Genomic DNA, 15,085 nt, shown 5'->3' with positions numbered 1-15,085 from the left:
GACAGCGGAATTTAAATGGATTCCACCGTGATACCTTTTTCCGCCAGTTGCACCTGTATTTCCGCAAGGTTATCGGCATAAAAAAGATTCATCCGCTTCAGGTTGGGGAAATGTCTGACATCTTCAAAATCCCGGATATTGAAGGTATCATCTTCCCCATCCCAGAACCGCAACAGGTGAAGGTATATATCATCTCCGCCGTCCTGCGAGATCTCGGTGATCTCTGGTGCATATTTTTTATCGATCTCCAGGGCTTCAAAATAAGCGGTGACCTCCGGTATAAATTCGTAGCCTTCTTCTTCAACATCTATTTCCCGGCCGGCGTAGTTCTTCACAAAATCATACAGGTCGAATGCAGGCTTCAGGAGTTCTTTATTATACATCAGCTCCTGTATCACGGCCAGTTTGAAGTTAAAGTCCTTAAACTCTATTTTTTCTCCTGCAATGGGCTGGTATTTATATTTGTCTGAGTAGACTTTGGGCGCCGGCGGTTCGTGCTGGCTGATAACAATGCTCTTCAGCTGCTTGTCTTCCATATCTATCCATACATCCAAATCACCAATGGTCAGCGTTCCGCCTTCATCCCATTTGTTGACCTTCCTCGCTGATTGTATGTTTTTATCAATGTAAGCGCGATAGTCCATCCCGTTGATCGTAAAGGTGCCGAGAAAAACTGATGCGGGAGAAAAATCCAGGAAACCGGATATATAGTCGATGGAGAGCCCTTCTACCTTACGGCCGTCTTTAGCATAGGCCAAGGCTCCCAGCGTATCCCAGGTATAGATATGGTTATATTTTTTGGACACATGCCGGGCTTCTCCCAACAAGGATTTCAACTGTTCTATATCCAGTGGAAAGCGCAGGTCCGTACCGTTCAGTGCGAAGCGGTCGTCAGTGATTGTAATTTGCATAGATGATATTTGTTCCTGTTAACAAACGGGAACAAATATCGCAATTTTAACGCATCTGCCAATACCAGTCTTTCTTATAGGGTTGTCCTTTGCGGTGATCAGGCTTTGCAGGCTGTACCCTGCATTGGGCCCTATCGTTGTCTGAAATATTTAATCTGCTCCAGCCTGATAAGGGCCTGTTCTTCTGTGAACTCTTGCCGGGGAAGGCTTTCCACCTGGTGGAAACCGTTGAGGCGCAGTTCTTTCACATCCGGCCCAATGCTGTACAGGTTGTATTCCCGGCAGGAATTGCATTGGATGATCCACCAGTCTGTATCTGGTATGCCGCGCTTTTTCTCCAGCACCAGCGCTTCCAGCGATTGCCCACAGCCAGTGCATGTCTGTGAACGGATTTCCACGACCTGTTCCTTTTTCTTTCCTCTTATAAAATTTACCACTTTCATCAGGTTGAAAAAAAAGCTGCCGTAGAGCCATTTACTCAACTCATCTTTAAGGTCCACCCTTACAATGCCTGCCAGCTCATAAAAAGTGTCGCAGATAAATTCGCGGTCTTCTGTATCAAAAACATTTTTGTTCAACATGTTTAGCGCATCCATCAACAGCTTCTTGTAATCTTTCTCTGTGGCGCCTTGCCGGGCTGCCGTCATCAGCTTGTCAGCGAAATGGTTAAAGAACCTTTCAAGTCCGTCACGGGTTTCATCATCAGAAGGGTTGAGCCCTCTGTCCATGTATGCGGAATAGGAAAATTTGCCACGCTCTTTAAAATTAGACAGGGCGGTAATAAGGAATGGTTGCGTGTTCATGCCTGCAGTTTGTTCCGCCAAGATAACCTATTACCACCAATTTTAAGATTTAATGTGATGAAAAAAACGGCGGCTCACTGTCACCCCTATACGCTCCCGGCCGCTGCATGCCCGGCGCATTCAAAAGAGGTTAACTGACGGTTATTCCGCTTTCAGCGATTTAACCGGGTTCATTAAAGCTGCTTTCACAGACTGATAGCTTACTGTCAGCAAGGCGATGATCAAAGCCAGCAGGCCTGCCAGCGCCAGCATCCACCATTGTATCTGTATGCGGTACACAAAATCTTCCAGCCATTTGTCCATGATGTACCAGGCGGCCGGCACTGCGATAATAAAACCGAAGAATACCAGTTTGATATAGTCTTTGCTCAGCAGTCCGACGATATTGGTGACGGTAGCTCCCAGCACCTTCCGCACTCCTATTTCCTTGCGGCGCTGTTCCGTGGTATACGCTGCCAGTCCGAATAAGCCGAGGGAAGCGATCAGGATGGCCAGTATGGTGAACCCGCCGAACATTTTACCCAACCGGGTCTCTTTTTTATAGAGTTGATCGAAATGATCATCGACAAACTGGTATTCGAAGGGATAGGGCGTGTACCGTTTGATGGCCTGCTCAAAGAGCGCGATGGTGCGGGGAAGGTCTTCCGGGCGCACCCTGGCGGAGATGTACCCTGTAGGCGCCTGGTCGAGCGTAAGTACCAGCGGACCGGCTATATGATGAATGGAATTAAAATGAAAATCGCGCACTACGCCGATAACCGTTCTTCTTCCGTGTCCATCGGAATAATCGAACCCTTTTCCGATGGCTTCTTCCGGTGTCCAGCCAAGGGCTTTAGCTGCCGTTTCGTTGATCAGGGCTATCGGTGCGCCAAGCGTGTCTGTACCAAAATCGCGTGAAAAACCACGGCCGGCGACGGTGCTCAGCCCATATACGTTCATGAAATCATAATCGACGCCGGTCGTACGGCTGTTCACTCTTTCCCCGTTGCTGCCGGGCCAGTTCAGTATGCTCTGGTTGGTATTAAACCCGGTGGGCAGGTACAGCGAATAACTCATGGACAGGATACCGGGGTGACTGAGCAGTTCTTTACGGAGTGTGTTGTAGTTGCGGGTCACCACCTCGTCGTTTACCCTGATGGCCAGCACATGTTCCCTGTTATATCCCAGTTGCTGGTGTTGTACCAGTTGCATTTGCCGGTAGATGATAAAGCTGCCCGCCACCAATACGATAGACACCGCATACTGGCCGACGATCAGGACCCGTTGCAGGGAAAAGCTGCCGGCGCGGACACCTTGCTTGCCTTTGAGCACCTGCGCCGGGCGCAGGGCCGTCATCAGGAAAGCAGGATAACTGCCGGACAACAGGCTTACCAGCAGCACCAGCAGCAGCAGTCCCGGCACCAGGAAAGGATTGCTCCGGTAATCCAGGTGAAGGGAGCGGTCCATCAGCTGACTGAAAAACGGCAGCAAAAGATGCACCAGTCCCAATGCCAGCACCAGTGCCAGCGCTGTCATGATCAGGGATTCGCCGAGAAACTGCATCATCAGCTGGCCGCGCAGGGCGCCAGCCACCTTGCGCATCCCTATTTCCTGCGCGCGGCGCGCAGAGCGGGCCACCGCCAGATTGGTATAGTTTACACAGGCCAGCAGCAGGATCACAAAGCCGATGGCCAGAAAAAGATATACATATTTATCGCTGCCACTTTGTTCAAACTCAAGGGTATCGAGGTGCTGCGATTGCAGGTGAATGGTTTTCAGCGGCTGTAGCTGAAAGCGGAGGCGGTCTTCCGGGCGCCAGCGTGACAGATGTTCATCGATATAGGTATGCAGTTTCTGCTCCAGCTTCGGCGCATCAGCGGGATTGGCCAGCACGGCGTAAGTGTATATGCCGTTGTTCATCCACGGATCTTTCACCGAGCAGTCCATATAGTGGGGATCGGCAGTAACGGGGAGAATAAACCGGAACTGTAAATGCGAAGCTGCCGGTATATCAGCCAGGATGCCGGTCACGATATGCGGCTGGTCGTGCTGGTACAGCAGTGCTTTGCCCATGGGGTCCTGTTCCCCGAATATCCGGCGTGCCAGGGATGCTGTCAGTACAATGCCGTTGGGCGTTTTCAGCGCTGTAGCCGGGTCGCCCTGCAGGAAGGGGAAAGTGAATATCCGCAGGAATGCCGTATCTGCGAAGATTCCCTGTTCCCTGAAATGGTGATCGCCCACGGTGAGCAGCGGGTTATTGGCCTGCTCTATGGTAGTGGCAGCCTTCACTTCCGGGAACTCGCGCAACAATGCGCCTGCCAGCGCCGGTGAAGTGGTGGCCCAGTAGTCCTGACCTTTGGAAACAGGGCGTTGCTGTACCACGCGGAAAATCCCGTCTGCATTGGCATGGAAACGGTCAAACGACCACTCATGCTGAACAAACAGCAGTATAAGGATAAAGCAGGCCAGCCCTGTGGCCAGGCCGAAGATATTGATAAAGGAATACCCCGGGTTGCGTAACAGGTTACGCCAGGCGATCTTGAAATAATTCCCTAACATGGCGGTGACTATTTGACTTACCGGCAACAAGAATGCTGCCGCTTCCTGAAGATACGCTGTTACCGCCGCTTTCCGGCATTTGAGGAGATTAATGCCTGTCCACATCTGGACGGTGATTGTCCGGTTCCGGACAACGATAAAACATTCTCCGGACTACTATGCTTCTCTGCATCGGACTACTGCTGCCGGTAGATTTATCCGTATACTTGCGCTGAATCAGTTTTGAAACCATGAAACCATTAGACCCGACCGCATACTCCGCGCTGGCAGCAGCATTGAAAACCGCCCCTATCAATACCCTTTTCGCACAGGCAGTAGTGGACGGAAAGGTTAACGGCAAAGTATATACGAACAATTCCGCAGATCCCCGCACTTTTTACATTGTACACCCCTATGGCATGTCGCTATTGTGGGGAGACAGCAGCCATGAGGACTTTCACCGGCAGCTCAAAGACTACGTCGCCAATGTGCAGGGCGTACGGCGGGGCGAAGAATGGCTACAGGCGTTCCCCGACAGCTGGGACGCGGTGCTGGACAACCTTTTCAGGGACGAACAGCAACAGCCCGTGGCCCACGTGGAACGGGATACCCGCCTTAATTTCAAATTTAATGCGGACAAATACCGCCAACAACGCAAACAACTGCCGGCAGATGCGCCTGTTCAGATCGTAACAGCTACCCGTAATGATTATGAGCAGATGACAGGGACCGTCATCCCGGTGCATTTCTGGGCTGATGCCGACGAGTTTGTGAGCCAGAGTGTTGGTTACAGCGTGTATTACGATAATACCCTTGCGTCCCTCGCCTTCGCCGCATTTGTCAATGATGAAGTACTGGAGATAGCCATTGAAACCTGCACACCCTTCCGCGGGAAAGGTTTGGCTTACCACTCCTGTGCCGCACTGATCGACTACTGCCTGGAACGAGGGCTCGAGCCGATATGGGCCTGCCGGGGCAATAACACCGGTTCACGCAGGCTGGCGCAGCAACTGGGCTTCGATATCTCCCGGGAACTGCCTTATTATAAATTGTTGGTATAATAACAAAAGAGGATGGTCTTTCCGCAGAACCTTTCACATCAGGTGATTGTTTTAATTGCTGAACATCATTCTTTTAAATGAAATACTCCCTTCTCACCCTCTTGCTTTCGTTCCATGTGGCAGCGCATGCGCAATCATCACTTGATTACTATGATACGCTCCGGATCGGAGGCATACGGCAGGTCATCTCAGTAAAGGGAAATGCGGATGGTCCTCTGTTGCTGTTCCTGCATGGAGGGCCAGGCGAATCGCGTATGCCGCAGGCAGAAACGATCTCCCGCGAACTCCAGCCACATGCCCTCATTGTCATGTGGGACCAGCGGGAAACCGGTAAAACCCTGGCGTTAAATCGTGCTCCCCTGCCCGTTACCCTGCAACAGGCGGAACAAGACACTTATGAACTGGTACAGGCCCTGCTGCAGCGGTTCAAACGGCAAAAGCTCTTTCTCATGGGCGAATCGTGGGGCACAGTGCTTGGTTTCCATGTGGCAGCCACCCATCCTGAATTGTTACAGGGCTTACTGGTGGTGTGCCCGGTGATCAACCAGGAACCCAGCGAAAAAATGGCGCTGGAAAAAATGAAAACATGGGCGAAGGAAAATAAAAATACCCTGGCCCTGCGCGAGTTAAGTGTCGTCAGAATTCCTTTCGCCAATAGCGACCAGCTGTATTATTCCCGGAAATGGATGCATGCCATGGACGGGCAACCTTATTCCGATACAACGATGGTACGGTCATACTTTGCCACGTGGTCACAAACGTGGTTGCCTCCCTGGAACGAAGCGGCTGCACAGAACCTGCTGACATCGTTGCCCCGCCTCCGTTGTCCCGTCTACTTCTTCCTGGGCGGGAAGGATTATCAGACCAATGCCCAAATTGCCAAAAGCTATTATCAAAAGCTGATCGCTCCCCGCAAACAGTTATACTGGTTTAAAGACGCCACGCATATGGTGATGATCACGGAAGCCGATTCCATACAAAAGATCATCCGTGATAAAATACTTCAACCAGACTGATAGATAATATTTCCTTTAAAGCCTTTTTCGAAGAAAATTCAATCCCGTTGCATGGTTTTCGAAAAAATTAGTACATTTGACCTAAATTAGTGTTTTATGAAAGCAATTATCATCGGGGGCGGCATAGGCGGCCTCACGACTGCCATTGCCTTGCAGCAACGGGGCTGGCATTACGAGGTATATGAAGCTGCGCCGGAATACAAAGCGGTGGGGGCCGGTATCCTGTTGGGAGCCAATGCCATGAAGGTGTATCGACAGCTGGGCATAGCAGACGCATTGATAGCACAGGGCGGACATTTGGAGCAACTGTACATAAAAGACTACAAGGGAAAAGTGCTGCAGCAGATTGACAACAACCTGTTACAACAACAATATGGTTCCCGCAGCGTTCCCATACACCGGGCCACCCTTCAGGCCGCATTGCTGGGGTATCTTAATACACCTGTCAGAACAGGAAAAAAATGTGTCGCCGTTGATGACACGCCGAACGGCGTCATCGCCCGTTTTGAAGACGGCAGCGAAACCAAAGGCGACATCCTCATTGCTGCTGACGGTATCCGTTCCGCCGTACGTGAGCAATACATCGGTAGCCATGGCTATCGTTATTCAGGACAAACCTGCTGGCGTACTACTGTCACCATGAACCTCCCCATGGCAGAGCGTACCGTCACCTCCGAAGTGTGGGGCGGCAAGGGCAACGGCGTCAGGGCGTCATTTATGCATGTGGGTGGGAACCAGGTGTATTTCTGGTTTACCAGAAGGCTGCCCGAAGGCACTCCCCTGACCAACGACGAGGCATTGGCGCTGATACAACGGGAACTGTCGGGCTTCAGCGGACATATGAAGGAAGTCGTGGCACACATCGACCCGTCAAAACTGATCCGTTCAGACCTTTATGACCTTGCGCCCACCCAAAACTGGCACAAAGGTCACGTAGTATTACTGGGTGATGCTGCACATGCCACCACGCCTAACCTGGGCCAGGGCGCCAGTCAGGCCATCGAAGACGCATATGCACTAGCTGAGAGTCTCTTCCTCCATTACGCCCCTGATACGGCTTTCAGCCACTATGTAGCGAAACGGATGAAACGTGCCCATAAAATTGTGCGCATGTCGTGGCAGCTGGCGTTGCTGACCAACTGGCAAGGGAGCATTGCAGCAGGGCTGAGGAATTTCCTGGTACGCAACATGCCGGCCAACGCGACTAAACGTCAACTGGATTTTTTGTATAATATTGAACTGTAAATGCATGACCGAAAGTGCCGCCTCCCTCAACAACGTACGCCTATAAACGGAAAAAACATGTGATGGAGGCAAGGTGGATAAGGATTATTTCGCACATGAGAACTTCGTGTTCTGTTTCATTTTGGTAACTTGTCTGTTCACAACCTTTACTATATGAAAAGCACATTCTTCATAGCAATACTGGTCATGGGACATCTTTCTGTGACCGCCCAGTCCACCAAATTATTCGATATTGTACATATCAATATCAAGGATACCACTCTTAGAAAGACTGAAAAGGATTTTATCCGTAAAACGCTCCATTTCTTTGAGGATGAAAATTATACAGTAAGAAAGACCTGTAGCGGAGAATGGGGCGGCACTATCGTTTTTAAAAGCAAAAAAACAGGAGTTGAATATGCATGTGGAGCCACATGTCCAGTTGTTGTCAATAAAATAGACGGGAGATATGTTGTTTCCAGCTCCCTTAATCACCTTTCTGGTATCTGCAGGGTTGTTCAAATCGACCATCCGGATTCCATGCAAATTTATGAACCTTTTAAGCCCAAACAAAAAACCCGAAAAGGCCAAGTCATTATAAGATCTGCTGGTGATGATGAGTCCAGGTCATCCAAAGGTACCATAGCTCTTGCAGGTACGCTAGGTATGACCATCATCGTCAGCTTTCCCTATGAAGGGCAGCTCTATCATGTTACTTCGGATTACCGGCAGACCTATCTTTCAAAAATTGAAAACGGTAAATTTGTACATCTTGACACTATCTGTGACAAAAGCCTCTGGACATACGACGACACCGTTATTCAGACCGTTGACGGCCATTACATTGTCTTCTTTCATAATCATGTAACCCAAGGCTATCTGAACATATCTGGTGCTAAAATTGAAGTGAACACTTATCTGTGACCTTGCCTGTCAGTTATCTTACTTATATTAGCCCCGTTCCAAATATTCAGTTATGCGCCAGTGTGTTTTTGGTCATTTTCCATTTAGCAGCATTCTAGTACTTTTTGCAAGCGTGATGTACAGCCTTAGCAGCTGTGAAATCAAACCAGCAAACAACTCATCGTCGGCAAAACAAGACACGCTGCCAGCAAACCAACACATTGATCACGATACCCTGCTGACCACTATCAACCGCGATACGCTTCGTCTTACAAAAGAAGTATACAATACCGTTGCCGACTGTTTTCCTTCTTTGTTGTCCCCTTCCTATGCTACACATCCGGATGTATTGTATCTCTCCAGGAGTGGCAATACTGATGTATTTGAAAGCGAAGCAGGGCGCGATTATTTCTGTGAAGTGTATTATTTTTTTATGATGCAGCAACCCAAAGCCATCGCGCAGAATGCTGTCAGCCTGCAATTGCAGCAGCTATTTTCGGCCATCAATGACGTGGAAGGCAGGTTACATTGTGGCGGCACCTATTTTGGCCACCGTCACGAAAGGCTGCCTGCCTACGCAGTCTATGCGGCCTACTACTATCCTGAATACCAGACTGAGAAGACATACGATATTGCGCCTCAGAAACGTCACTACATGGCCATGCTACGGCAAATGGCCACAGACGAGATGAGCATCGAAGATGATTGCGCCAGCGGCCAGCAACGGGCTATACAGGAACAGCTGACCAACATCGACAAACTGATCACCGGTAAATTCTACCTGCAGCAATGCCTGACATTCCAACATCAAGGTTACGATTTTGAATAACCTGCTATTTCCCGCATTCAAACGTTTTCCATAGCTGGTCCATCTGCTGCCATACCGCGTGGCCGGCCGGGCGGGGCGACAGTTCCACAAACAGTGCTTTCCGCCGGGCCGCCGCGCAGTCTTTCACATGCAGGGCAACGTGTAGCCGTATGGGTTGTACGCCCATATAGTCCAGCATATCTATTTCACCGTTGAATGTTTGTGCATCGCCGGGAAGGCTTTTTACGGGCGTCAGCTGTACTTTCACCGGCACAACCTTATCTGCCGGTATTTTCCGGGGAACAATATTACGGCCCACCAGTCCTTCGTAATATGCTTTCAAATAAGATTCAAGCGTGGCTTTGTCCAGCTGCGGTTTTCCTTCCAGCCACCACAGAAAGCAGTAGCTCCAGTATTCTTCGCTTTTCTGATCTCCCCAGCCAGGTAAAAAGCGCAGGTCTTCATATCCCTGGTAACTGATGACAGGTGCAAATTCTATGGGAAACTTCATCCTTTCCACCGCCCATCCGGCGGGTATGCCCAGCTGATAGTTGCCCGGTACGTTTTCCGGAAGGAAATGCAGTTTACGCCGCATCCACTGCACCAGTTCCGTTTCATCCACGATGGACCAGGAATGGGGATTACGCTCGCCATTGGCATTGTAACCAGGGGATTTGGCCTGTATCAGTTCAGCGTCTTCGTTGCCCTGTTGCCGCAGGCGGCTGATCATTTCAGAGGCGGCAGCGGCATTGATATCATAGAGACTGTTGCGTCTTTCTTTCATTTGCCAGCCCATATCTATATCATGGTAGCTCCTGACTGCCACGTGTTGCAGGAAACGTTCGTTGCCCGGCGCTTCACTGTCCATATAAAACGGGGAAACGGCCACGTAACGCGGGAGATTGGCGGGCAGTTCCCCCAACTGTTCTGCCAGCATTTTTTTTATCATCTTTCCTTCATTAGTGCTTCTTGCGCTGTAGTTCCTTTTGATGAATTTATCGTATCGCTGTAGCAGGTCCGGTACATCTACCGGACCGTCTGCTGAAAATACCGCCTGTGGCTGTACCGGGAAAACAGCCGGCTTCTCTTTACACAGTTCCGTGTACCGCAATGCCAGCGATCCTCCGGCAGAGAACCCACCGATCACGAACCGGTCAGGCGCTACCTTGTACCGTTGCACTACGTCCCTCAGCACGGCGTTGAGCCTTTGCTGTAACTCGTCCGAGAGTATCAGGTTGGGGCCTCCGCCGACCGCGATGGTCAGTATGTCATTAGTCCAGGCGATGTTCTGCAACTTGCTGGCGGCGAATACCGCTTCCGGAGGATCATTGAAGCCCGGCATCAGCACCATAACGCCCTGAATCTGGCCAGATGCGGGCCGCAAGGCGATATAATAACCGGTGGAAGAAGCGGTGGAATCCACCACTACCCGCTCAAACTGCTGGGAGAAGGCGGGAAGGGCCAGACAACAAAACAGGACTACACAACGGATAGTACGTGCAAGCATAAACGAGGATTTACCCTCAAATTAAAAACCGCTCTTCTAAAAGAATGTTAAATCCTGTAGCGCTGGATAATTTCGTTTGTCTATTTTACATGAAACTTCCTGGGATAGCCTTTTATAAAGTGTTCCAGGGTGAAGAAGTCATCAAAAGAAGCCGGTGGGGTTTCTTCATAGTATTGATTAACGACCTGGAAAAAGCCTTCCAGATCAGGAGCGATCACGTTGCGGTCGTTATCCCTGTGCCAGAACTCCACCAGTTGCCCTTTCGTGCCTGTGAAAACGCCGGCCATATCGTAACAGATATAATCGCCGCCGCCGTTGTGGAAAATGGGAATCCAGGCGGCATTCCACCAGTTTTCCACCTCAAAATCATAGCCGATCATGCCGGTCATTTCTTTTGCCACCTCCAGTGCTTCCTGCAGGGGCAGGAAACTGGAATTATTGACAAACGCCTCGTAGCAATCATCCCTTTGCCCGTTCTTCCACTGATAAAGCGCTTTGAGGTCTTCCGGCAGGGTGATGGCATATGTCTTTTCCAGGGCGGCTATTGCGTCTGCCGTCAGCGGAGCATTCAGATGCGTATAAAGCTCCGGCCTTAATTGTGACAGGTGTTGGTCCAGCGTAGCTAACTGTTTCTGCATGATGTTATAGGATAACGGTTTTTCAAAATTACAGATAAGCGCTCACAGATAGTCTACAATATCATTTCTTTTTTTGTTCCAGTTCCTTTATCAAATCTATAAATGGCTTTGTTCCCGGCATCAACGCATCACACCGTTTCGCCCAGAGCAAGGCATCCGCCAGTGCTTTATTTTCCGAAGGCGGCAACTGGGCGAAGGCTTGTGCAGCTGTATACAGCTGTTCACTGATTTCCCTTGAATAAACTTTGGCGATGATTTGTTTTTCCTCAGCAAAGCCTGGTATTTTAGTACTGTCCCGGACGCCGGTTAAGAAAGGCTGCATGATTTCATTATAGCGCCGTTTGTCTTCCGAACGGATGGAATCAATGGCAACAGCAAAGGGCCGCGCAGCCATAATGTAGCCGGCTTTCTTCAACAGGTCATAATCTCTGGTGAGACTGCTGTAAAGAAGATCGAGGCGGTTCAGGAAGGCCTGTTGACCAGCATTGAGGCCGGCCAACTGCCGTCCGAATGCCGCCAGGGCATTGTATTCCAGCAGCCGTTTCTCTTTTAACGCCAGGCCGGCGCCGTTTCTCACCAGTTTTTCAAAGAGACGGCCACTCACCTTTGCTTTGGCAGTATCACTTAGTTGCGGGTAGTGGCCCATCAGGTATATGGCAACTGCGGAGCGTGTTCCATTCAGGTGCCGGGCCAAAAACAATAAAGTACTGTCATCATTCAATACATTTAAAGGAATGGTTTTAAAGTACGCATCCAGCACTTCGCTATTGTCCAGGTCGGCTTCTGCGAGGCGTTGGAGATAATGCCGCAGGAACCGGGGACTGCGGTCACCGTCTGCGAACAGCTTTTCCAGGTTCCCCGGATTATTTTTATCGGCGCCCGCCTGTACTGCCGCGTCTGCGAGCGCGATGAAAGGGTTTTTCTCTCTTTCGCCAGTCACCTTATGAACGACATATCCGCCGCTGTTCAGGAACAGAAACGTCGGATAGGCGCCAACGTTATACTTCCGTGATAACTCCACGCCCTCACCTTTTTCCGCGTCCAGTTTATAGGCGATAAAATGCGTGGCATATTTCCGCACCACCGCCGCATCGGTAAAGATCTCCCTGTCCATGTATTTGCAGGGCCCGCACCATTCCGTATATACATCCACAAATATCATCTTCTGCTGTTGGCGGGCTGCTTCCTGTACTTCTCTCCAGGAGCCTTTAAAAAACTGTATACCGCTTTGCGCCGATAAAGTCGGGGCGGCGAAAATCAGGAAACAAAAGAGGAGCAACTTTTTCATCGTCGGGAAGGTATTATGGTGGAATCGCGGGTAAATATAGAAAAAACACCGGGAGCAAGTCAACAAAAAAAGCGGATCTTGCAACGATAAAACGTAGCACGATGGGGCGTAAGAAGACGGTCATACCCATACATACACTGGAAACGGCCCATGGGGAAGGCATTGCCATACGACGGCTGCAAGCCGCCGGTGCGGGGGACATTTATCAACCGGAAGCCCATCGGGACGATCACTATCTTTTCCTGTTGGTGGAAAGCGGCAGTTGCCGCTTTATGATCGACTTTGAGCAGTATGAGATCAGGCAGGGAGAAATTATCTACGTATATCCGGGACAGGTACATGCCTGTGTTCATGCCGATCACGTACAGGCGACAGCGTTATCCCTGGCACCGGAGCAGATACCGGCTGTCTACAGCAGTGCCCTGGAGGCGGTCAATGGTATGCAGCAGCCGCTTCTCCCCGATATATCTTCTATTGGCATACTGACGCAGGGGTTGCAGCTGCTGGAACAATTGCTGGAACAACCGGCTGACCGGCCTTTCCGCCAGCAGATGCTGAACGGCGGCATCGATATCTGTACCGGTATTTTTACCGGCGCCTACAAAAATGCCCGGCAGATAAATAATCCCGGCAGCAGGCCGGAAGCTATCATGCGCCAGTTCAAGGCTTTGCTGGTAAATAACTACCTGACTTTAAGGACCCCGTCGGCCTATGCCGCAGCGCTGCATATCTCCGCCACTTATCTCAGTGAAATCGTCACCGCGCAATCCGGCTTTACGGTCAACCATTGGATACATGAGCAACTGATGCTGGAAGCCAGGCGCCGTTTGTACCATACCGATGATACCATCAAAGAAATAGCCCACGGGCTGGGGTATGAAGACCATGCTTACTTCTCCCGCCTGTTCCGGAAAAAAACGGGCATCACCCCACAGCAGTTCCGCGCCCAATCCCGAAAATAGTACCAGCCATCCCCGTGTTTGTCCATTTTTTGCCATCGGTTTGTACCGGAGCTTTGCAGGCAAATACATATAACCATGGCAATGAAAGTAATAATTGCAGGCGCCGGCCTCGGTGGCCTTTGTCTGGCACAGGGCCTGAAAAAAGCCGGAATAGATTTTACCGTATTCGAAAAAGACGCTTCCTTCAACAGCAGGACACAAGGCTACCGTATCCGGATTGATTATGCCGGTCAGCAGTCGCTGGCAGCATGTCTCCCTGCAGACCTGTATGCCGCATTTGAAAACAGCGCTGCGCTGCCGGCACCGGTGTATACAATGGACACGCGGATGCAGGCGCTGGAGAACAAATGGGTAGACCAGTGGATAAAAGATGAAAGAGAAATACCTGCCGATCTGAAAGCGGACCGTCATACCCTGCGGCGGGTGCTTATCACCGGCATTGAAGATCAGGTGGTGTTTGACAAAGACCTTACCAGCTACCGTGTGCAACCTGACCAACGCATACAATGTTTTTTTGCAGATGGGGAAACCATTACCGCAGATCTGTTGGTGATCGCCAATGGCGCCGCTTCTGCGCTTACGGGCAGCTGTTTTCCCGGCACCGGGTTGCATGACACCGGCAATGTGTGCATCTATGGAAAAGTGCAGTGGGACGAGCAGCGCCGGCAGCTGCTCTCTCCCGGCACCAGCGTTATTTTCGGGGAGAATATAGCGGGTATTATTGATGTGATGACATTTAACCGGGACCATCATACCATTGTGACGCCACCGGAAGATTATCTCTATTGGGCGCTGATTGGGCAGCGCAGCAGTTTCGGGATGCAGCGCGATCAGTCACTGAGGCTGTCTGTCGCGGAGCTGCAGGAAGCGATTACGCAGGCCACCAGTACTTTCCCTACTGCCTTGGACCCGTTGTTCAGCGGTGCCGCCGTGACTGCCAGCGCTATTGTTCCCGTGCGGCATTCCGTACAGGGGCGGCGGGCAGGCCAGGCACCGGTGACCGTGATGGGCGACGCCATTCATACCATGAGCCCTGCCGCCGGACTGGGCGCCAATACGGCGCTGCGTGATGCCGCCGCGCTGACAGCACACCTGAAAAAATCCATTGACAGTGGACTGTCGCTAATGAACACATTATTAAATTATGAAGACCAGATGCTGACTTACAGTGCTGAAGCCATAGCCGCATCAAAAAAGGGCAGCGCATTGCTTTACAACAGCGGGGAATAAATTGAAATTTAGTATATTTAGAAGTAGCACTCTGGAAACCGTGGCGTATTCTGTGTTATATAGATGGACCACAACCGGCGGCTTGTCCTACGAATAGGTTTTAACTATTAGATTATAGAACTAATTGATTTTTCCTATATCCCTGTTACCCGTACTTTTACCGACCACACCTTCACCGGTGTAAGCACATTATTCCTTCCATACCCAAAATTGAAAC

General features: G+C 50.5%; 13 protein-coding genes. 7 read left to right on the top strand and 6 right to left on the bottom strand.

Going from position 1 to position 15,085, the window contains the following annotated elements; translation table 11 throughout:
* Nucleotides 1–11: 11 nt before the first annotated feature.
* From ACTJJS_RS26660 to ACTJJS_RS26650, 3 genes are all read right to left on the bottom strand, one after another.
* The gene (locus ACTJJS_RS26660) at nt 12–911 is read right to left on the bottom strand and encodes a DUF6892 domain-containing protein (RefSeq protein WP_343746616.1); all 900 of its coding nucleotides are present in this window, start codon (nt 909–911) and stop codon (nt 12–14) included.
* A gap of 131 nt (nt 912–1,042) precedes the next feature.
* Nucleotides 1,043–1,714 (bottom strand): DUF4844 domain-containing protein, encoded by a 672-nt coding sequence (locus ACTJJS_RS26655; RefSeq protein ID WP_440666405.1) that lies wholly within the window; start codon nt 1,712–1,714, stop codon nt 1,043–1,045.
* 141 nt (nt 1,715–1,855) lie between these two features.
* Entirely contained in the window at nt 1,856–4,357 is a 2,502-nt protein-coding gene (locus tag ACTJJS_RS26650) for an ABC transporter permease (RefSeq protein ID WP_440666403.1), read from the bottom strand.
* 125 nt (nt 4,358–4,482) lie between these two features.
* Between ACTJJS_RS26650 and ACTJJS_RS26645 the strand changes: the two genes are divergently transcribed.
* The 5 genes from ACTJJS_RS26645 to ACTJJS_RS26625 all read left to right on the top strand — a co-directional run bounded on the left by ACTJJS_RS26645 (nt 4,483) and on the right by ACTJJS_RS26625 (nt 9,264).
* A complete protein-coding gene (locus ACTJJS_RS26645; protein WP_440666402.1) occupies nt 4,483–5,292 on the top strand; it encodes a GNAT family N-acetyltransferase in 810 nt (269 codons plus the stop codon).
* Between the two features lie 77 nt (nt 5,293–5,369).
* On the top strand, nt 5,370–6,308 hold the full coding sequence (locus ACTJJS_RS26640; protein ID WP_440666400.1) for an alpha/beta fold hydrolase: 939 nt from the start codon (nt 5,370–5,372) through the stop codon (nt 6,306–6,308).
* A gap of 96 nt (nt 6,309–6,404) precedes the next feature.
* Nucleotides 6,405–7,553 carry an FAD-dependent monooxygenase gene (locus ACTJJS_RS26635; RefSeq protein ID WP_440666398.1) on the top strand — a complete coding sequence of 383 codons (1,149 nt, stop codon included), beginning with the start codon at nt 6,405–6,407 and terminating at the stop codon, nt 7,551–7,553.
* 153 nt (nt 7,554–7,706) lie between these two features.
* Entirely contained in the window at nt 7,707–8,456 is a 750-nt protein-coding gene (locus ACTJJS_RS26630) for a hypothetical protein (RefSeq protein ID WP_343746610.1), read from the top strand.
* A 112-nt stretch (nt 8,457–8,568) separates the two neighbouring features.
* Nucleotides 8,569–9,264, top strand: coding sequence for a hypothetical protein (locus tag ACTJJS_RS26625; protein WP_440666396.1), 696 nt, complete (start codon nt 8,569–8,571; stop codon nt 9,262–9,264).
* Nucleotides 9,265–9,268: 4 nt separating this feature from the next.
* Here the strand turns inward: ACTJJS_RS26625 and ACTJJS_RS26620 are convergent, their stop codons facing one another.
* The 3 genes from ACTJJS_RS26620 to ACTJJS_RS26610 form a co-directional block, all read right to left on the bottom strand.
* Complete coding sequence (locus tag ACTJJS_RS26620; RefSeq protein WP_440666394.1) at nt 9,269–10,750, bottom strand: hypothetical protein; 1,482 nt, start codon at nt 10,748–10,750, stop codon at nt 9,269–9,271.
* 80 nt (nt 10,751–10,830) lie between these two features.
* Nucleotides 10,831–11,388 (bottom strand): SMI1/KNR4 family protein, encoded by a 558-nt coding sequence (locus ACTJJS_RS26615; protein ID WP_168874056.1) that lies wholly within the window; start codon nt 11,386–11,388, stop codon nt 10,831–10,833.
* Between the two features lie 61 nt (nt 11,389–11,449).
* Nucleotides 11,450–12,676, bottom strand: a complete 1,227-nt coding sequence (locus ACTJJS_RS26610; RefSeq protein WP_440666392.1) for a thioredoxin family protein — start codon at nt 12,674–12,676, stop codon at nt 11,450–11,452.
* Between the two features lie 101 nt (nt 12,677–12,777).
* On the opposite strand from ACTJJS_RS26610, the gene ACTJJS_RS26605 reads away from it, so the two are divergent.
* Together ACTJJS_RS26605 and ACTJJS_RS26600 are read left to right on the top strand one after the other, a co-directional pair.
* Nucleotides 12,778–13,638, top strand: a complete 861-nt coding sequence (locus tag ACTJJS_RS26605; RefSeq protein WP_440666391.1) for an AraC family transcriptional regulator — start codon at nt 12,778–12,780, stop codon at nt 13,636–13,638.
* Nucleotides 13,639–13,719: 81 nt separating this feature from the next.
* Nucleotides 13,720–14,868, top strand: a complete 1,149-nt coding sequence (locus tag ACTJJS_RS26600; RefSeq protein ID WP_440666389.1) for an FAD-dependent oxidoreductase — start codon at nt 13,720–13,722, stop codon at nt 14,866–14,868.
* Nucleotides 14,869–15,085 lie beyond the last annotated feature (217 nt).

The organism is Chitinophaga sp. 22308 (assembly GCF_052045305.1).
GTDB classification, from domain to species: domain Bacteria; phylum Bacteroidota; class Bacteroidia; order Chitinophagales; family Chitinophagaceae; genus Chitinophaga; species Chitinophaga varians_A.
Note: the sequence above shows the minus strand (reverse complement) of the source record. Positions and strands in the feature narration are given on the sequence as shown.

Excerpts from the sequence above, each read along its gene's own strand:
- ACTJJS_RS26660 (WP_343746616.1), bottom strand. The coding sequence starts at position 911 with ATGCAAATTACAATCACTGACGACCGCTTCGCACTGAACGGTACGGAC.
- ACTJJS_RS26655 (WP_440666405.1), bottom strand. The coding sequence starts at position 1,714 with ATGAACACGCAACCATTCCTTATTACCGCCCTGTCTAATTTTAAAGAG.
- ACTJJS_RS26650 (WP_440666403.1), bottom strand. The coding sequence starts at position 4,357 with ATGTGGACAGGCATTAATCTCCTCAAATGCCGGAAAGCGGCGGTAACA.
- ACTJJS_RS26645 (WP_440666402.1), top strand. The coding sequence starts at position 4,483 with ATGAAACCATTAGACCCGACCGCATACTCCGCGCTGGCAGCAGCATTG.
- ACTJJS_RS26640 (WP_440666400.1), top strand. The coding sequence starts at position 5,370 with ATGAAATACTCCCTTCTCACCCTCTTGCTTTCGTTCCATGTGGCAGCG.
- ACTJJS_RS26635 (WP_440666398.1), top strand. The coding sequence starts at position 6,405 with ATGAAAGCAATTATCATCGGGGGCGGCATAGGCGGCCTCACGACTGCC.
- ACTJJS_RS26630 (WP_343746610.1), top strand. The coding sequence starts at position 7,707 with ATGAAAAGCACATTCTTCATAGCAATACTGGTCATGGGACATCTTTCT.
- ACTJJS_RS26620 (WP_440666394.1), bottom strand. The coding sequence starts at position 10,750 with ATGCTTGCACGTACTATCCGTTGTGTAGTCCTGTTTTGTTGTCTGGCC.
- ACTJJS_RS26615 (WP_168874056.1), bottom strand. The coding sequence starts at position 11,388 with ATGCAGAAACAGTTAGCTACGCTGGACCAACACCTGTCACAATTAAGG.
- ACTJJS_RS26610 (WP_440666392.1), bottom strand. The coding sequence starts at position 12,676 with ATGAAAAAGTTGCTCCTCTTTTGTTTCCTGATTTTCGCCGCCCCGACT.
- ACTJJS_RS26605 (WP_440666391.1), top strand. The coding sequence starts at position 12,778 with ATGGGGCGTAAGAAGACGGTCATACCCATACATACACTGGAAACGGCC.
- ACTJJS_RS26600 (WP_440666389.1), top strand. The coding sequence starts at position 13,720 with ATGAAAGTAATAATTGCAGGCGCCGGCCTCGGTGGCCTTTGTCTGGCA.